Genomic DNA, 13,155 nt, shown 5'->3' on the forward strand with positions numbered 1-13,155 from the left:
CCACTCAGTTCCTGACGAGGAGCCCGCGGCCCCGCAGGACCGCCCGCTCCAACGGGCTGAAGATCAGCAGATCGATGGCGATGCCGACCAACAGGATCAGCAGGATCGCCAAGAACACCCCCGGCATGTCGGAGTTGTTCCTGCCGTTCTCCAACAACTGCCCGAGCCCCAGGCCGAGATCGGGCGACGAGGCGATGATCTCCGCGGCCATCAGCGAGCGCCAGGAGAACGCCCAGCCCTGCTTGAGCCCGGCCACATAGCCGGGCAGCGCCGCGGGCATCACGATGTGCCAGGTCCCCTTGAGGCCGGTCGCACCCATGGTGCGGCCCGCGCGAAGGAACAACGGCGGGACCTGGTCGACACCGGAGACCAGTCCATTGGCGATGGACGGGACGGCACCGAGCAGGATCACCGCGTACATCATCTGGTTGTTCAGCCCGAGCCAGATCACCGCGGGCGGCACCCACGCCACCGACGGCAGCGACTGGAGACCGGACAGGATCGGCCCGATGGCCGCCCGGACGAACTTGACCCGGGCGACCAGCAACCCCAGCGGGGTACCGATCGCGAGCGCCAGCAGGAAGCCGAGCAGACCGCGGGACACGCTCGTCCAGACGACCTCCAGCAGGGTGCCCGCCAACCACAGCTTGGACACGCTGTCCCACACCGCGGAGGGTGCGGGCAGACTGCCCTCGTCGGTGACCTTCGCCCAGACGAGCGCTTGCCACAAGGCAACCACCAGGACGACGGCCACCACCGGCGGCAGGACCTTCTTCAGCAGGACTTCGCTGACCGGGGTGCGGTGCGACTGCACCGCATCCAGGGCATCGAGTCCCGCTTCCAGACCGGCGAGATCGTCGGGCTTTGCCTTGGCCTTGGCCTCGGTTGAGGTCTCAGTGCTGGCCATGTCGGCGGATCTCCCCACGCAGTTCTTCGGTGATCTCGATGGACAACTCCGCCACGGCGGCGTCCTCGATACGACGCGGCTGTTCGATGCCGACGGTCCACTCCCGGGCGATCCGGCCCGGTCGGGACGAGAGCAGCACCACCCGTTCGGCGAGCCGCACAGCCTCGCGGACGTTGTGGGTGACGAACAGCACCGACAGTTGGGTTTCGCGCCAGATCCGAGTCAGCTCGTCGTGCAGTACATCGCGGGTGATGGCATCGAGGGCCGCGAACGGCTCGTCCATCAGCAGGAGTTGGCTGTCCTGCGCCAGGGCGCGAGCGAGGGCCACCCGCTGGCGCATGCCGCCCGAGAGTTCATGCACCCGCTTGCGGTACGCACCGCCGAGCCGCACCAGCTCCAGCAGTCGCTCCGCCTCCGTACGGCGTTCGGTCTTGGCGACCCCGCGCAGCCGCAGCGCGAGTTCGATGTTCTTGCCCGCCGTGAGCCAGGGAAAGAGCGCGTGCTCCTGGAACATCAGCGCGGGTCGCCCGCCCGGGGTCTCGATGGACCCCGCACTGGGCTTGTCCAGCCCCGCGACCAGATTGAGCAGGGTGGACTTTCCGCACCCCGAGGCCCCCAGGAGGGTGACGAACTCTCCCGGAGCGACATCGAGGGTGATGTCGTCCAGGACGAGTTGCCGTCCCGCGGGTCCCGAGAAGGACTTCGATACGTGTTCGATGCGGGCGGCGGGCCCGGCCGTCGTCGTACGGCCGGTCGCCTGGTCCTTGGTGAGGGTGTTGGCCATGGTCGTCACCTCCTGGGAACTCGGTTGTGCCGGTCTACTTGACGCCGAGTCCGGCATCGGCGACCGCGGGCTTGCCCTCGGTCTTGAGGACCTCGTTCAGCTCCGTGAGGTCGTAGATGCCGTTCAGGTCGGGCTTCTCCAACAGGCCGGCCTTCACCGCGTAGTCCGCCTGGGTCTTGAGGGTCGACGCCAGCGGGTCATCGGTGAACTGGATCGACTTCCACGCCGGGTCGATGATCTCGGCGGGCAGTTCCTTGCCGGTGAGGGCCTTCAGCTTGGCGTTGGCGGACGCCTTCGCCAGGTCCGGGTTGGCGTTGATCCAGGCATTGGTCTTCACCGAGCCGCGCACCACGGCCTCCACAACGTCCGCGTGCTCCTTGAGGAACTTCTGCGAGACGATGATGTGGGTGATCACAAACTTGTTGTCCGGCCAGAGCGTCGACTCGTCGAGCAGCACCTTGGCGCCCTGTGCGACAAGTCTGGAGGCCACGGGCTCAGGCACCCAAGCGCCGTCGATGGAACCGGACTTGTAGGCATCCGGGGTGATCTTGTTGTCGGTGCGCACCACCGACACATCGCCCTTGCCGCTCTGCGCGTCGGCCTTCCAGCCCTTTTCGGCTATCCAGTTGAGGAAGGCGACGTCCTGGGTGTTGCCCAGCTGGGGCGTGGCGATCTTCTTGCCCTTGAGGTCGTCCAGGGTCTTGATCTTCTTGGGGTTGACCACGAGCTTCACACCGCCGGATGCGGAGCCGGCGACGATCCGCAGGTTCTTGCCCTTGGACTTGGTGAAACCGTTGATCGCGGGGGAGGGGCCGATGAACCCGATGTCGATGGCGCCCGCGTTCAGGGCCTCGATCTCCGAAGGGCCGGCGTTGAAGGTGGTCGACTTGATCTGGGTGCCGCCCAGTTCCTTCTGGAGGATGCCCTCCTGCTCACCGACGAGCGCGGTGGCATGGGTGAGGTTGGGGAAGTAGCCCAGCTTCACCGAGTCGGCCGAGAGCTTCTTGCCCTTGGCGGCCGGGGTGGTCTTGTCGTCTTTCTTGGCGTCGGAACCGTAGCCGCAAGAGGCGAGTGCGCCGATCAGCAGCGGGACGGCGGCGGCTGCGGCAAGGCCGCGGCGCACAGTGGTACGGGTGGCAGGCACGGGAGGGTTTCCTCTCGAAGGCCCCGGCGGTCACGAACGTAAGTCGTGGCCGGGAAGTCGGCAGAACGGTGTCTTCGTCGGTGAAGCGTCATCCGGTGGTGCGTACGGTTCATCGCGCACAACACACGACACCTCCGGAACCTGCGCCGAGGGTGCCGCTGCCCACACGGCCCCCTTCTTTCGCGAAGGTCGCATATACGTCGGTCATCAGAAATCCCACCCCGAGTCTTCGATGCTGTCTGACGTCTGTACGGCCGCTGTGGCCGTCGTGGCGAACGAGTCGCCCACCATCCCGGCGGCCAGCGTGGTGCCGTCGGCCGGGTCGATCAGGAGGAAGGAGCCGGTGCGCCGCGAGTCGGCGTAGGAGTCGAGCGCCAGCGGTTCGGCCGTGCGCACGGTGACCAGACCGATGTCGTTGGCGACGAGTTGCCCGGGCTCCGGGTGTTGGGACAGGTCGTCGAGGGTCAGCCGGGACGGGATCGCCTTGACGATGGCCTTCACCGTGCGCGTGGTGTGCTTGAGCAGCACCCGCTGCCCCACGGTGAGCGGCTGGTCGGCCACGTGGCACACGGTGGCCTCGACGTCCTGCGTGGTCGGTGGCGCATCCCCGCTCGGCACGATCAGATCGCCGCGCGAGATGTCGATGTCGTCCTCCAGCAGCAGGGTGATCGACTGCGGGGTCCACGCGATGTCCACCGCCTGGCCCAGCAGGTCGATTCCCTTGATCCGCGAGGTGCGTCCCGACGGCAGTACGGTGACCTCTTCGCCGAGGCGGAAGGTACCGGCCGCGATCTGCCCCGCGTACCCCCGGTAGTCCGGGTGGTCGGCGGTCTGCGGACGGATCACGTACTGCACCGGGAGCCGTGCGTGGCAGGTCGCCAGATCGTGCGAGACGGGCACGGTCTCCAGGTGCTCCAGCACCGTCGGGCCGCCGTACCAGTCCATGTTCGCCGACGGGTCCACCACATTGTCACCGGCGAGCGCCGAGATGGGGATCGCGGTGATCTCCGGCACGCCCAGGGACGCGGCGTACGAGGTGAACTCCTCGGCGATGGAGGCGAAGACGTGCTCCGCGTAGTCGACCAGGTCCATTTTGTTCACGGCGAGGACCACGTGCGGCACCCGCAGCAGGGCGGCCACGGCGGCATGGCGACGGGTCTGCTCGACCACGCCGTTGCGGGCGTCCACCAGCACGACCGCGAGTTCGGCCGTGGACGCACCGGTCACCATGTTCCGGGTGTACTGCACGTGCCCCGGGGTGTCGGCGAGGATGAAGCGCCGCCGCGCGGTGGCGAAGTACCGGTACGCCACGTCGATGGTGATGCCCTGCTCGCGCTCGGCCCGCAGACCGTCCGTGAGCAGTGCCAGGTCGGGGGTGTCCTGGCCGCGGGAGAGCGAAGCCGTGGTCACCGCCTCCAGCTGATCGGTCAACACCGACTTGGAGTCGTGCAACAGCCGCCCCACGAGGGTGGACTTGCCGTCGTCGACGGAGCCCGCGGTGGCGAAGCGCAACAGGGTGGTGGCCGACAGCTGCTCGGCCGCCGAAGTGATGGCGGTCATTTAGAAGTACCCTTCGCGCTTGCGGTCTTCCATGGCGGCTTCGGACATCTTGTCGTCGGCGCGCGTGGCGCCGCGCTCGGTGAGCCGGGAAGCGGCGATCTCGGCGATCACCGCGTCGAGGGTGGTGGCCTCGGAGTCCACCGCGCCCGTGCAGGACATGTCCCCCACGGTGCGGTAGCGGATCAGCCGGGTCTCCACCTGCTCGGCGCCCTTGGGCCCGCCCCAGTCGCCCGCGGTCAGCCACATGCCCGAGCGCTTGAACACCTCGCGCTCATGGGCGAAGTAGATCTCGGGCAGCTCGATCTTCTCCCGTGCGATGTACTGCCAGACATCCAGCTCGGTCCAGTTCGACAACGGGAAGACCCGCACATGCTCGCCCGGGGCGTGGCGCCCGTTGTAGAGCTGCCACAGTTCGGGCCGCTGCCGGCGCGGGTCCCACTGGGAGAACTCGTCCCGCAGCGAGAACACCCGCTCCTTGGCACGTGCCTTCTCCTCGTCGCGGCGCCCGCCGCCGAACACCGCGTCGAAGCGGTGCTCCTGGATCGCCTCGGTGAGCGGCACGGTCTGCAACGGGTTGCGGGTGCCGTCGGGCCGCTCGCGCAGCTTGCCGGCGTCGATGTAATCCTGCACGGAGGCGACGTGCAGCCGCAGCCCGTGCCGGGCCACCGTGCGGTCCCGGTATTCGAGGACCTCCGGGAAGTTGTGTCCGGTGTCGACGTGCAGCAGCGTGAACGGCACCGCGGCCGGCGCGAACGCCTTCAGCGCCAGGTGCAGCATGACGATGGAGTCCTTGCCGCCGGAGAACAGGATCACCGGTCGCTCGAACTCCCCCGCCACCTCGCGGAAGATGTGGACCGCCTCGGACTCCAGGGCGTCCAAGTGGCTGAGCGCATAGGGACTGTCGGTGTCCTGGACATCGGCGAGCGCCATCATGCGAGACCCCTCTCGGTGAGCAGCGCGTGCAGCGCTGCCGCGGACTCCTGCACGGTCTGGTGTTGCGACTCGATGCGCAGATCGGGGGCGAGCGGCACCTCGTAGGGGTCGTCGACCCCGGTGAGACCGCTGATCTGCCCCGCGGCCTGACGGGCGTAGAGCCCCTTCACATCGCGCTCGGAGCACACGTCCAGCGGAGTGGCGACGTGCACCTCCACATAGGACGTGCCTTCTGCGCCATGGCGCTTGCGGACCGCGTCCCGGCTGTCGGCGTAGGGCGCGATCACCGGTACGAGGACGGTCACCCCGTTGGACGCCAGCAGTTCGGCGACGAAGCCGATCCGCTGCACGTTGGTGTGCCGGTCCGCACGGCTGAAGCCGAGACCCGCCGAGAGGAACTCACGGATCTCGTCGCCGTCCAGCACCTCGACCCGCCGTCCGTCGGCGGCCAGGCGTTCCGCCAACGCCAGGGCGATGGTGGTCTTGCCGGCACTCGGCAGGCCCGTGAGCCAGATGGTGGCCCCAGTCACGTTTTCGTCTCCCAGCGTCGTCATCAGCCGTGCAGTCCGCATTCCGTCTTGCCCCGCCCGGCCCAGCGGCCGGCGCGCACGTCCTCGCCCTCAAGCACCTGACGGGTGCAGGGGGCGCAGCCCACGGAGGCGTAGCCGTCCATCAGCAAGGGATTGGTGAGCACTCCGTACTCGGCGACGTAGGTGTCGACGTCGTCCTGGGTCCACCGGGCGATGGGGGAGACCTTCACCTTGCGCCGACGCGCGTCCCACCCCACGACCGGGGTGTTCGCACGGGTCGGTGACTCGTCGCGACGCAGGCCGGTCGCCCATGCGTCGTACTCGGTCAGCCCCTCTTCGAGCGGCTGGACCTTGCGGAGCTTGCAGCACAGATCGGGGTCGCGGTCGTGCAGCCGGGGGCCGTGCTCGGCGTCCTGCTCGGCCACGGTGCGACGCGGGGTGAGGGTGATCAACCGGACGTCCATCACCGCGGCGACGGCGTCCCGGGTCCCGATGGTCTCGGGGAAGTGGTATCCGGTGTCGAGGAACACCACGTCCACCCCGGGCAGCGCCCGGGAGGCGAGGTGGGCCACGACCGCGTCCTCCATGGACGACGTCACACAGAACCGGGGGCCGAAGGTCTCGGTGGCCCAGGTGAGGATCTCCAGGGCGGATGCCTCTTCGAGATCACGACCGGCACGTTCGGCGAGTTCTTGGAGATTGGTCTGGTGAGTGACCGTCATATCTCTTCCCCTCCGGTGTCCTTGCGTTGAAATCCACGGGCGAGCAGCCCGAGGTACTTCAACTGAAAGGCCCGGTTGCAGGCGGCGCATTCCCATGCGCCGTGGCCCTGCTCATTGGGACGCAGATCCTCGTCGCCGCAGTAGGGGCAGTAGAAGGGGGCGGCGCGCTCGCTCATGACAGGGCCTCCTCGGAGGCGCGGGCCGCCCAGGTGGCAAAGCGCTCGCCCTCCTCGCGCTCGTCCTGGAAACGACGCACCACCCGCTCGACGTAGTCGGGCAGTTCGGCGGAGGTGACCTTGAGTCCGCGGACCTTGCGGCCGAAACCGGGGTCGAGGCCGAGGGCACCGCCGAGGTGGACCTGGAAGCCCTCCACCTGGTTGCCCGAGTCGTCCAGGACCAGTTGGCCCTTGAGGCCGATGTCCGCGACCTGGATGCGGGCGCAGGCGTTGGGGCAGCCGTTGACGTTGATGGTGATCGGCTGGTCGAACTCGGGCAGCCGGCGCTCCAACTCGTCGATGAGCGAGGCGGCGCGCGCCTTGGTCTCCACGATCGCGAGCTTGCAGAACTCGATGCCGGTGCAGGCCATCGTGCCGCGCCGGAACGGCGAGGGGGTCACCCGCAGATCGAGTGCCTCCAGGCCCTCCACCAGGGAGTCGACCCGGTCCTCGGGCACGTCGAGCACGATCATCTTCTGCTCGGCGGTGGTGCGCAGCCGGTCGGAACCGTGCTCGGCGGCGAGCTCGGAGATCTTCAGCAGGGTGGTGCCGTCCACGCGTCCCACACGCGGTGCGAACCCGACGTAGAACCGGCCGTCCCGCTGACGGTGGACTCCCACGTGATCGCGCCACTCTTGTACGGGACGCTCGGGCGCGGGCCCGTCCGCCAACTTTCGCTGGAGGTAGTCGTCTTCGAGGACCTGGCGGAACTTCTCCGGGCCCCAGTCGGCGACGAGGAACTTCAGCCGTGCACGGGTGCGCAGTCGCCGGTAGCCGAAGTCCCGGAAGATCGAGATGACGCCTTCGTACACATCGGGCACCTCGTCCAGGGAGACCCAGGTGCCGAGGCGCACTCCGATCTTCGGATTGGTGGAGAGGCCGCCACCCACCCAGACGTCGAATCCGGGGCCGAGCTCGGGGTGGTGAACGCCGACGAAGGCTATGTCGTTGATCTCGTGGGCCACGTCGAGCAGTGGTGATCCGGAGATGGCCGACTTGAACTTGCGGGGCAGGTTGGAGAAGTCCTTGTTGCCCACGATCCGGCGGTAGATCTCATCGATCGCCGGGGTGCCGTCGATGATCTCGTCCTCGGCGATGCCCGCGACGGGCGAGCCGAGGATGACGCGCGGGGTGTCACCGCACGCCTCGGTCGTCGAGAGGCCGACGGCTTCGAGCCGCCGCCAGATCTCGGGCATGTCCTCGATGCGGATCCAGTGGTACTGGACGTTCTGCCGGTCGGTGATGTCGGCGGTGCCGCGGGCGAACTCCTGGGAGATCTCGCCGATGACCCTGAGCTGGTGGGTCGTCAGCCGTCCGCCGTCGATGCGCACCCGGAGCATGAAGTACTTGTCGTCCAGCTCCTCCGGCTCCAGGATCGCGGTCTTGCCGCCGTCGATCCCGGGCTTGCGCTGGGTGTAGAGGCCCCACCAGCGCATCCGGCCGCGGAGATCGGCACCGTCGATGGAGTCGAAGCCGCGCTTGGCGTAGATCGTCTCAATGCGCGTCCGCACATTGAGGCCGTCGTCGTCCCTTTTGGCCTGCTCGTTGGCGTTCAGGGGCGTCATGTGGCCAACGGCCCACTGGCCTTCGCCGCGGTGACGTCCGGTTCTACGGCGGGACACTGCGGGGGCGGGCTTGTCCGGGGTGGCGGCCATGGCGATATGTCCTTCGAGACAACAGGAGGGCGGCTCTGAGCTGCACACTCGTGAGGGCGCGCGACGGTGCGCAGGGCAGGTGAACCCAAGGGGCTAAGTGCGACGGCTGCGGGCTCGGTGACTCAGCGGGGGCTGGCGGTGCTCTGTGGGGCTCAGACGGTGAAATGCTCGGCGGTGCTGGGCTGTCAGCAGGCGGGACAGATGGCGCTGGACATGCGGCCGAGGTCGACGTGGCGTCGACTCACCAAGGCAATTCCAGTCCGAGACATGACGGAAGCGTGGCACGGCGGTCCGATGGCAGTCCACCATCATCCATATGTCGGACAGTGATGTCTCGCATCGCGAGACTCCCCCTGTTGGCGCTCACCGTCGATTGCTCGGCCCGGGGGCTGGTCGGGCCGGGGACTGGCATGGGGTCGGAGGCCATCGCCCATCGAATCGCTGCCCGGAATATCATCTCTTGTTCGTCGAGGTGATGCGCCGGTGATGGAGGTTCCGCGGCTGCCTCGGCGCTGGTCCCGTCCGGCCGGCCTGCTTCGGTGCTGCGGCAGGGGTCGAGGGTGTGGGAGTGCCACGCGGTGCGGCGGTCGGGACCGGAGGGGCTTGGGGCCTCGGCGGTCCCGACCGGCCGACCGCTCACGGGTATCTCACCGGTATCTCGCGGGTAAACAGGGGCGCGTAGGAGGGGCGATAGGGGTGCGGTCCGGTCCGCTCGGGGGTGCGTGCGGGTGTGTAGGGGGGTTTCGTCGGGCGGCACATCGACCGAGGCGCGAGGTCCGGGATCGGTGTATCCGACGCACCGGACCGCCGCACCCATCGTCGGGCGGCGGTCGACGATGGATGCGGCGGCCCTCGCGTGCGGAGCTGCGTCAGGGGCGCGCGCCGGGCCAGGGGCCCGGCGTCACCGTCTCCTCTTCTTCGGTCACCTTGGTGTCGAACACCATGAATCCGCGGCGCAGATAGTTGTCCATCGCGTGCGGGCCGTCCTTGGAGCAGGTGTGGAGCCAGACCCGCTTGGTCGGCTCCAGGTCCGGCCAGCGCTCCGCCAGGTCCCAGGCCCTGGCCACCGCGTACGACAACAGATGGCCACCGATGCGGCGTCCCCGGAACGCGGGGATGAGTCCGAAGTAGACGATCTCCACCGCGCCGCCCTCCTGCGCCTCGATCTCCGCGTACCCGGCGGGGGTGCCGCTTTCGTAGGCGACCCACGTCTCCGTGCCGGGTCGGGTGAGCGCCGCGTCCCACTCCGCGTAGGTCATGGGGAGTCGATCCGTCCAGTGGATGTCTCCGCCCACCGCCGTATAGAGGAAACGGCTGAACTCGGGCGAAGGTACCTCGGCGCGGACGATCCGCACATTGCCGGCCGTCGCCGAGGGGCGCTGATCGGCCGGGGACGTCTGCTCCAGGGACCAGGTGGTCATGCTGATGCTCATGAATGCCAGGGAATCATGCCGATCACCCCAGGCCAAAGCCGTGCCGGGTGCGATACCGGTCACGCTGGCGGGGGCGGTGGCGACCCGCTACACCGGACCCACCGGAACGAACTGCCCCTGACCCTGCCCCTGGCTCTGGCCCTCGTTCTCGTTCGTGCTCTGGTTCGCGTGGCCATGCTCGTGGTCCGGGTCGTTCCGCAGAGTGTCCGGCTCGGAGAGCGGGCGGGCGGCCAGTTCCAGGACCTCCACCTCCACACAGTCCGCGAACCGGTACGGGCGGCTGGCCAGCACCTGTGCCAGATGCCGTCGTAAACGGGACATCTCCGCCCGTATGGTTACGGTGCGTGACGCGTCACCGAAGAGGTCCTGTGCCAGTTGCGCGGCGCTCAGCCCGCCACGGTTCCTCGCCAATGAATACAACAGCTCCGCATGGCGCGGGCTGAGCCCCTGGGTCCAACTGCCCGCCTCGCCGTGGACCGAGACCGATGCACGGTGGCGTCGACGGAGATCCAGCACCACCCGGGCCGTACCGCTGGAGTGCTCCTCGACCACCCGCACCAGCCAGCCCCCCGGCAGCGGCTCCAGGACGCACAGGCCCAGCGACGGCAGCCACAGCCGACCGGCCGTCGGCGTCGTGGGCAGCCGAAGCCGCCCCGGAAGGTGCATGCCCGTCACCGCTGCGGGCCAGCCGTCGGCGTCCACCGCCATCGCCCGGCCGGTGAGCCGGCACAGCAACGGGGACGCGACGCTCCGCAGCCGGTCCAGTGCCGTGGAATGCCGCTGCCGCAGTTCGGCCTCCGCCAAACGGGCGATGGAGGTGACGAGCGGCAGCGTCGCCGGATGCATGGTGGACAACGGTCCGCTGGCGTTGATGACGCCCAGCAACCTGCCGTCGCGCGGATCGGTCACCGGCGCACCGGTGCACGTCCAACTGTGGTGCGCGGAGACGAAGTGTTCGGCGGCGTGCACCTGGACCGGTCGGCCCACCACGAGGGCCGTCCCCACGCCGTTGGTGCCCACGTACTCCTCGGCGAGGTTTGCCCCGAGGACGAAGCCGTGGGCGTCGCCCTTGCGCAGGACCGATGTCTTGCCCTCGCGCCACAGCAGTCGACCGTCGGAGTCCGAGACCAACATGATGTGCTGCGCCGCCTCCGCCACCGACACCAGTCCGTCCCGCAGGACATGCAGCACCTCACGCAGCGGGGAGGTGTCGCGGCGGCGTTCGACCTCCTCGCGGGACAGCAGTCCGACCTGACGGTCCCGGTCGGGGTCGAGCCCCCGGTGCAGCAGCCGCTGCCAGGACTCCCCGATCACGGTACGGGGGCCGACGGCCGAGCGCCGCCCGATGAGGGCGTCCTCGCGGATGCCCTTCAGCAGCCGGGCGGCCTCCCCGGTGTCCATCGCTGCGAGGCGGGCCAGGTCGATCGGTCTGGTCTGCACGCGATGTTCCTCCTGGACGGCGACGGGCACGCGGGCTGCAACCTCTTGCAACCCTCGCGAACGAGTGTTCGTGTGTACGAAGGTGTACAGCGCGAGGGGTGGTGCCGTGTCGGCGCGGCACCACCCTGAGCATGATCATCTCTGATGGTGGTCGCCGTTCGGTGACCACCCCCTCGGGCCCCCGCCCGGCCTCCTGCTCACTCCACGGCGCGGGCCCGGTCCACCACGGCCCCCAGTGCCATCGTGTGCGGCAGCGTCCCGAACGCAGTTCCCCAGTCCCCGCCGAGCCTGGATGCACAGAAGGCGTCCGCCACCTCCGACGGGGCCCACCGCACCAGGAGCGACCCCTGGAGCACCGTGGCCATGCGCTCGGTCACCCGCCTGGCCCGTGCCTCGATTCCCTCCAGATCCGCCAGGTCCGTCAGTAGATCCCTGATCGCCCGGTCCAACCGGTGGTCCGCCCCACGAGCCTTGCCCACTTCCTGGAGGAAGGCGTTCAGGGCCAGCGGCTCGCGCTGAAGGACCCGCAGCACATCCAGCGCCTGGATGTTGCCCGCCCCTTCCCAGATGGAGTTGAGCGGTGACTCCCGCAGCAGCCGGGGCAGCCCGGAATCCTCAACGTAGCCGTTGCCGCCGAGACACTCCAGGGCTTCGGCGACCACGGGCGTACAGCGTTTGGTCACCCAGTACTTGGCAGCCGGGACCGCGAGCCGGGCGAATGCCCGCTCCTCCTCGGTGCCACTGTCGACGGCTGCGGCCAGCCGCAGGGCCAGAGCGGTCGCCGCCTCCGATTCCAGGGCGAGATCGGCCAGGACATTGCGCATCAGCGGTTTGTCGACGAGTGGCCCGCCGAACGCGCCGCGGTACGAGCAGTGGTGGATCGCCTGCGCGACCGACTGCCGCATCAAGGCCGCCGAGCCGACGACGCAGTCGAGCCGGGTGGCGGCCACCATCTCCAGGATGGCGCGCAACCCACGGCCCTCCTCACCGACCCGCCGTGCCCAGGTGTCGGCGAACTCCACCTCGGCCGAGGCATTGGACCGGTTGCCCAACTTGTCCTTGAGGCGCTGGATGCGGAAGGTGTTGCGCGTGCCGTCCTCCAGCACCCGGGGCAGGAGGAAGCACGTCAACCCGCCGGGGGCCTGCGCCAGCACCAGGAACCCGTCGGACATGGGCGCGGAACAGAACCACTTGTGGCCCGTCAGCAGGTATTCCCCGGACGCATCCAGCGCGCGGGCCGACGTCGTGTTGGTCCGTACGTCGCTGCCGCCCTGCTTCTCCGTCATCCCCATGCCGAGCAGTTGGCCCGCCTTGGCCTCGGGGGGCAGCAGATCCGCCGTGTACGTCCGTGACGTCAGCCGGGGCTCGAAGCGGGCGGCCAGTTCCGGATCGGTGCGCAGCGCAGGCACCGCGGCATGGGTCATCGACAGCGGACAGCCGTGCCCGGCCTCGGCCTGGGTCCACACGAAGAACCCCGCCGCCCTGCGCACCTGCCCCGACGGTCGGCTCCAGGCGTCAGTGAGGCCCGCGGACACGGCGTGTCCGAGGAGTCGGTGCCAGGCCGGGTGGAACTCGACCTCGTCGATCCGGTTCCCGTACCGGTCGTGCGTGTGCAATCGGGGCGGATGCTCGTTCGCCTGTGCTCCCCAGCGCTGCACCTGCGCGGAACCGGAAGCACGGCCCAACTCCGTGAGCTCGGCCCGGGCCTCGTCGAGCGCCTCGGGGACGACGTGTCGCTCCACGGCCTCGGTCAGCGCCTGGTCCGCTGCGTAGACGTCGTACCCCACCAGGGGCGGAGGCTGGTTGGTCACTGTGTGGGTGCTCGCTGCCAT

General features: G+C 69.0%; 13 protein-coding genes. All 13 read right to left on the minus strand.

Annotated features, from left to right (window positions below; genetic code table 11):
* Positions 1 to 4: 4 nt before the first annotated feature.
* On the minus strand, positions 5 to 907 hold the full coding sequence (locus tag OID54_RS29710; protein ID WP_329024480.1) for an ABC transporter permease: 903 nt from the start codon (positions 905 to 907) through the stop codon (positions 5 to 7).
* Complete coding sequence (locus tag OID54_RS29715; RefSeq protein ID WP_329024481.1) at positions 894 to 1,691, minus strand: ABC transporter ATP-binding protein; 798 nt, start codon at positions 1,689 to 1,691, stop codon at positions 894 to 896. The genes OID54_RS29710 and OID54_RS29715 overlap by 14 nt, the downstream gene beginning before the upstream one ends.
* A 34-nt stretch (positions 1,692 to 1,725) precedes the next feature.
* The gene (locus OID54_RS29720) at positions 1,726 to 2,835 is read right to left on the minus strand and encodes an ABC transporter substrate-binding protein (protein WP_329024483.1); all 1,110 of its coding nucleotides are present in this window, start codon (positions 2,833 to 2,835) and stop codon (positions 1,726 to 1,728) included.
* A gap of 207 nt (positions 2,836 to 3,042) precedes the next feature.
* The gene (locus OID54_RS29725) at positions 3,043 to 4,386 is read right to left on the minus strand and encodes a sulfate adenylyltransferase subunit 1 (RefSeq protein ID WP_329027862.1); all 1,344 of its coding nucleotides are present in this window, start codon (positions 4,384 to 4,386) and stop codon (positions 3,043 to 3,045) included.
* Positions 4,387 to 4,395: 9 nt separating this feature from the next.
* Positions 4,396 to 5,328, minus strand: a complete 933-nt coding sequence (gene cysD / locus OID54_RS29730) for a sulfate adenylyltransferase subunit CysD (RefSeq protein WP_329024485.1) — start codon at positions 5,326 to 5,328, stop codon at positions 4,396 to 4,398.
* On the minus strand, positions 5,325 to 5,858 hold the full coding sequence (gene cysC, locus OID54_RS29735; protein WP_329024487.1) for an adenylyl-sulfate kinase: 534 nt from the start codon (positions 5,856 to 5,858) through the stop codon (positions 5,325 to 5,327). Before cysC ends, cysD begins: the two co-directional genes overlap by 4 nt.
* 23 nt (positions 5,859 to 5,881) lie before the next feature.
* Positions 5,882 to 6,580, minus strand: coding sequence for a phosphoadenylyl-sulfate reductase (locus OID54_RS29740; protein WP_329024489.1), 699 nt, complete (start codon positions 6,578 to 6,580; stop codon positions 5,882 to 5,884).
* Complete coding sequence (locus OID54_RS29745; RefSeq protein ID WP_329024490.1) at positions 6,577 to 6,756, minus strand: hypothetical protein; 180 nt, start codon at positions 6,754 to 6,756, stop codon at positions 6,577 to 6,579. Before OID54_RS29745 ends, OID54_RS29740 begins: the two co-directional genes overlap by 4 nt.
* Positions 6,753 to 8,450 carry a nitrite/sulfite reductase gene (locus OID54_RS29750; protein WP_329024492.1) on the minus strand — a complete coding sequence of 566 codons (1,698 nt, stop codon included), beginning with the start codon at positions 8,448 to 8,450 and terminating at the stop codon, positions 6,753 to 6,755. The genes OID54_RS29745 and OID54_RS29750 overlap by 4 nt, the downstream gene beginning before the upstream one ends.
* A 185-nt stretch (positions 8,451 to 8,635) precedes the next feature.
* Positions 8,636 to 8,719, minus strand: coding sequence for a putative leader peptide (locus OID54_RS29755; protein WP_329027864.1), 84 nt, complete (start codon positions 8,717 to 8,719; stop codon positions 8,636 to 8,638).
* 600 nt (positions 8,720 to 9,319) lie between these two features.
* Positions 9,320 to 9,883 (minus strand): GNAT family N-acetyltransferase, encoded by a 564-nt coding sequence (locus OID54_RS29760; protein ID WP_329024495.1) that lies wholly within the window; start codon positions 9,881 to 9,883, stop codon positions 9,320 to 9,322.
* An 87-nt stretch (positions 9,884 to 9,970) separates the two neighbouring features.
* Positions 9,971 to 11,323 carry a helix-turn-helix domain-containing protein gene (locus OID54_RS29765; RefSeq protein ID WP_329024497.1) on the minus strand — a complete coding sequence of 451 codons (1,353 nt, stop codon included), beginning with the start codon at positions 11,321 to 11,323 and terminating at the stop codon, positions 9,971 to 9,973.
* 197 nt (positions 11,324 to 11,520) lie between these two features.
* A complete protein-coding gene (locus OID54_RS29770; protein WP_329024499.1) occupies positions 11,521 to 13,155 on the minus strand; it encodes an acyl-CoA dehydrogenase family protein in 1,635 nt (544 codons plus the stop codon).

It is taken from the genome of Streptomyces sp. NBC_00690 (genome assembly GCF_036226685.1).
In the GTDB taxonomy this organism is placed as follows: Bacteria; Actinomycetota; Actinomycetes; order Streptomycetales; family Streptomycetaceae; genus Streptomyces.

What these genes read in the sequence shown, in the direction of transcription:
- OID54_RS29740 (WP_329024489.1), bottom strand. Translation starts at nt 6,580, where the DNA reads ATGACGGTCACTCACCAGACCAATCTCCAAGAACTCGCCGAACGTGCC.
- cysD (WP_329024485.1), bottom strand. Translation starts at nt 5,328, where the DNA reads ATGATGGCGCTCGCCGATGTCCAGGACACCGACAGTCCCTATGCGCTC.
- OID54_RS29750 (WP_329024492.1), bottom strand. Translation starts at nt 8,450, where the DNA reads ATGGCCGCCACCCCGGACAAGCCCGCCCCCGCAGTGTCCCGCCGTAGA.
- OID54_RS29745 (WP_329024490.1), bottom strand. Translation starts at nt 6,756, where the DNA reads ATGAGCGAGCGCGCCGCCCCCTTCTACTGCCCCTACTGCGGCGACGAG.
- OID54_RS29760 (WP_329024495.1), bottom strand. Translation starts at nt 9,883, where the DNA reads ATGAGCATCAGCATGACCACCTGGTCCCTGGAGCAGACGTCCCCGGCC.
- OID54_RS29715 (WP_329024481.1), bottom strand. Translation starts at nt 1,691, where the DNA reads ATGGCCAACACCCTCACCAAGGACCAGGCGACCGGCCGTACGACGACG.
- OID54_RS29770 (WP_329024499.1), bottom strand. Translation starts at nt 13,155, where the DNA reads ATGGCAGCGAGCACCCACACAGTGACCAACCAGCCTCCGCCCCTGGTG.
- OID54_RS29710 (WP_329024480.1), bottom strand. Translation starts at nt 907, where the DNA reads ATGGCCAGCACTGAGACCTCAACCGAGGCCAAGGCCAAGGCAAAGCCC.
- OID54_RS29755 (WP_329027864.1), bottom strand. Translation starts at nt 8,719, where the DNA reads ATGTCTCGGACTGGAATTGCCTTGGTGAGTCGACGCCACGTCGACCTC.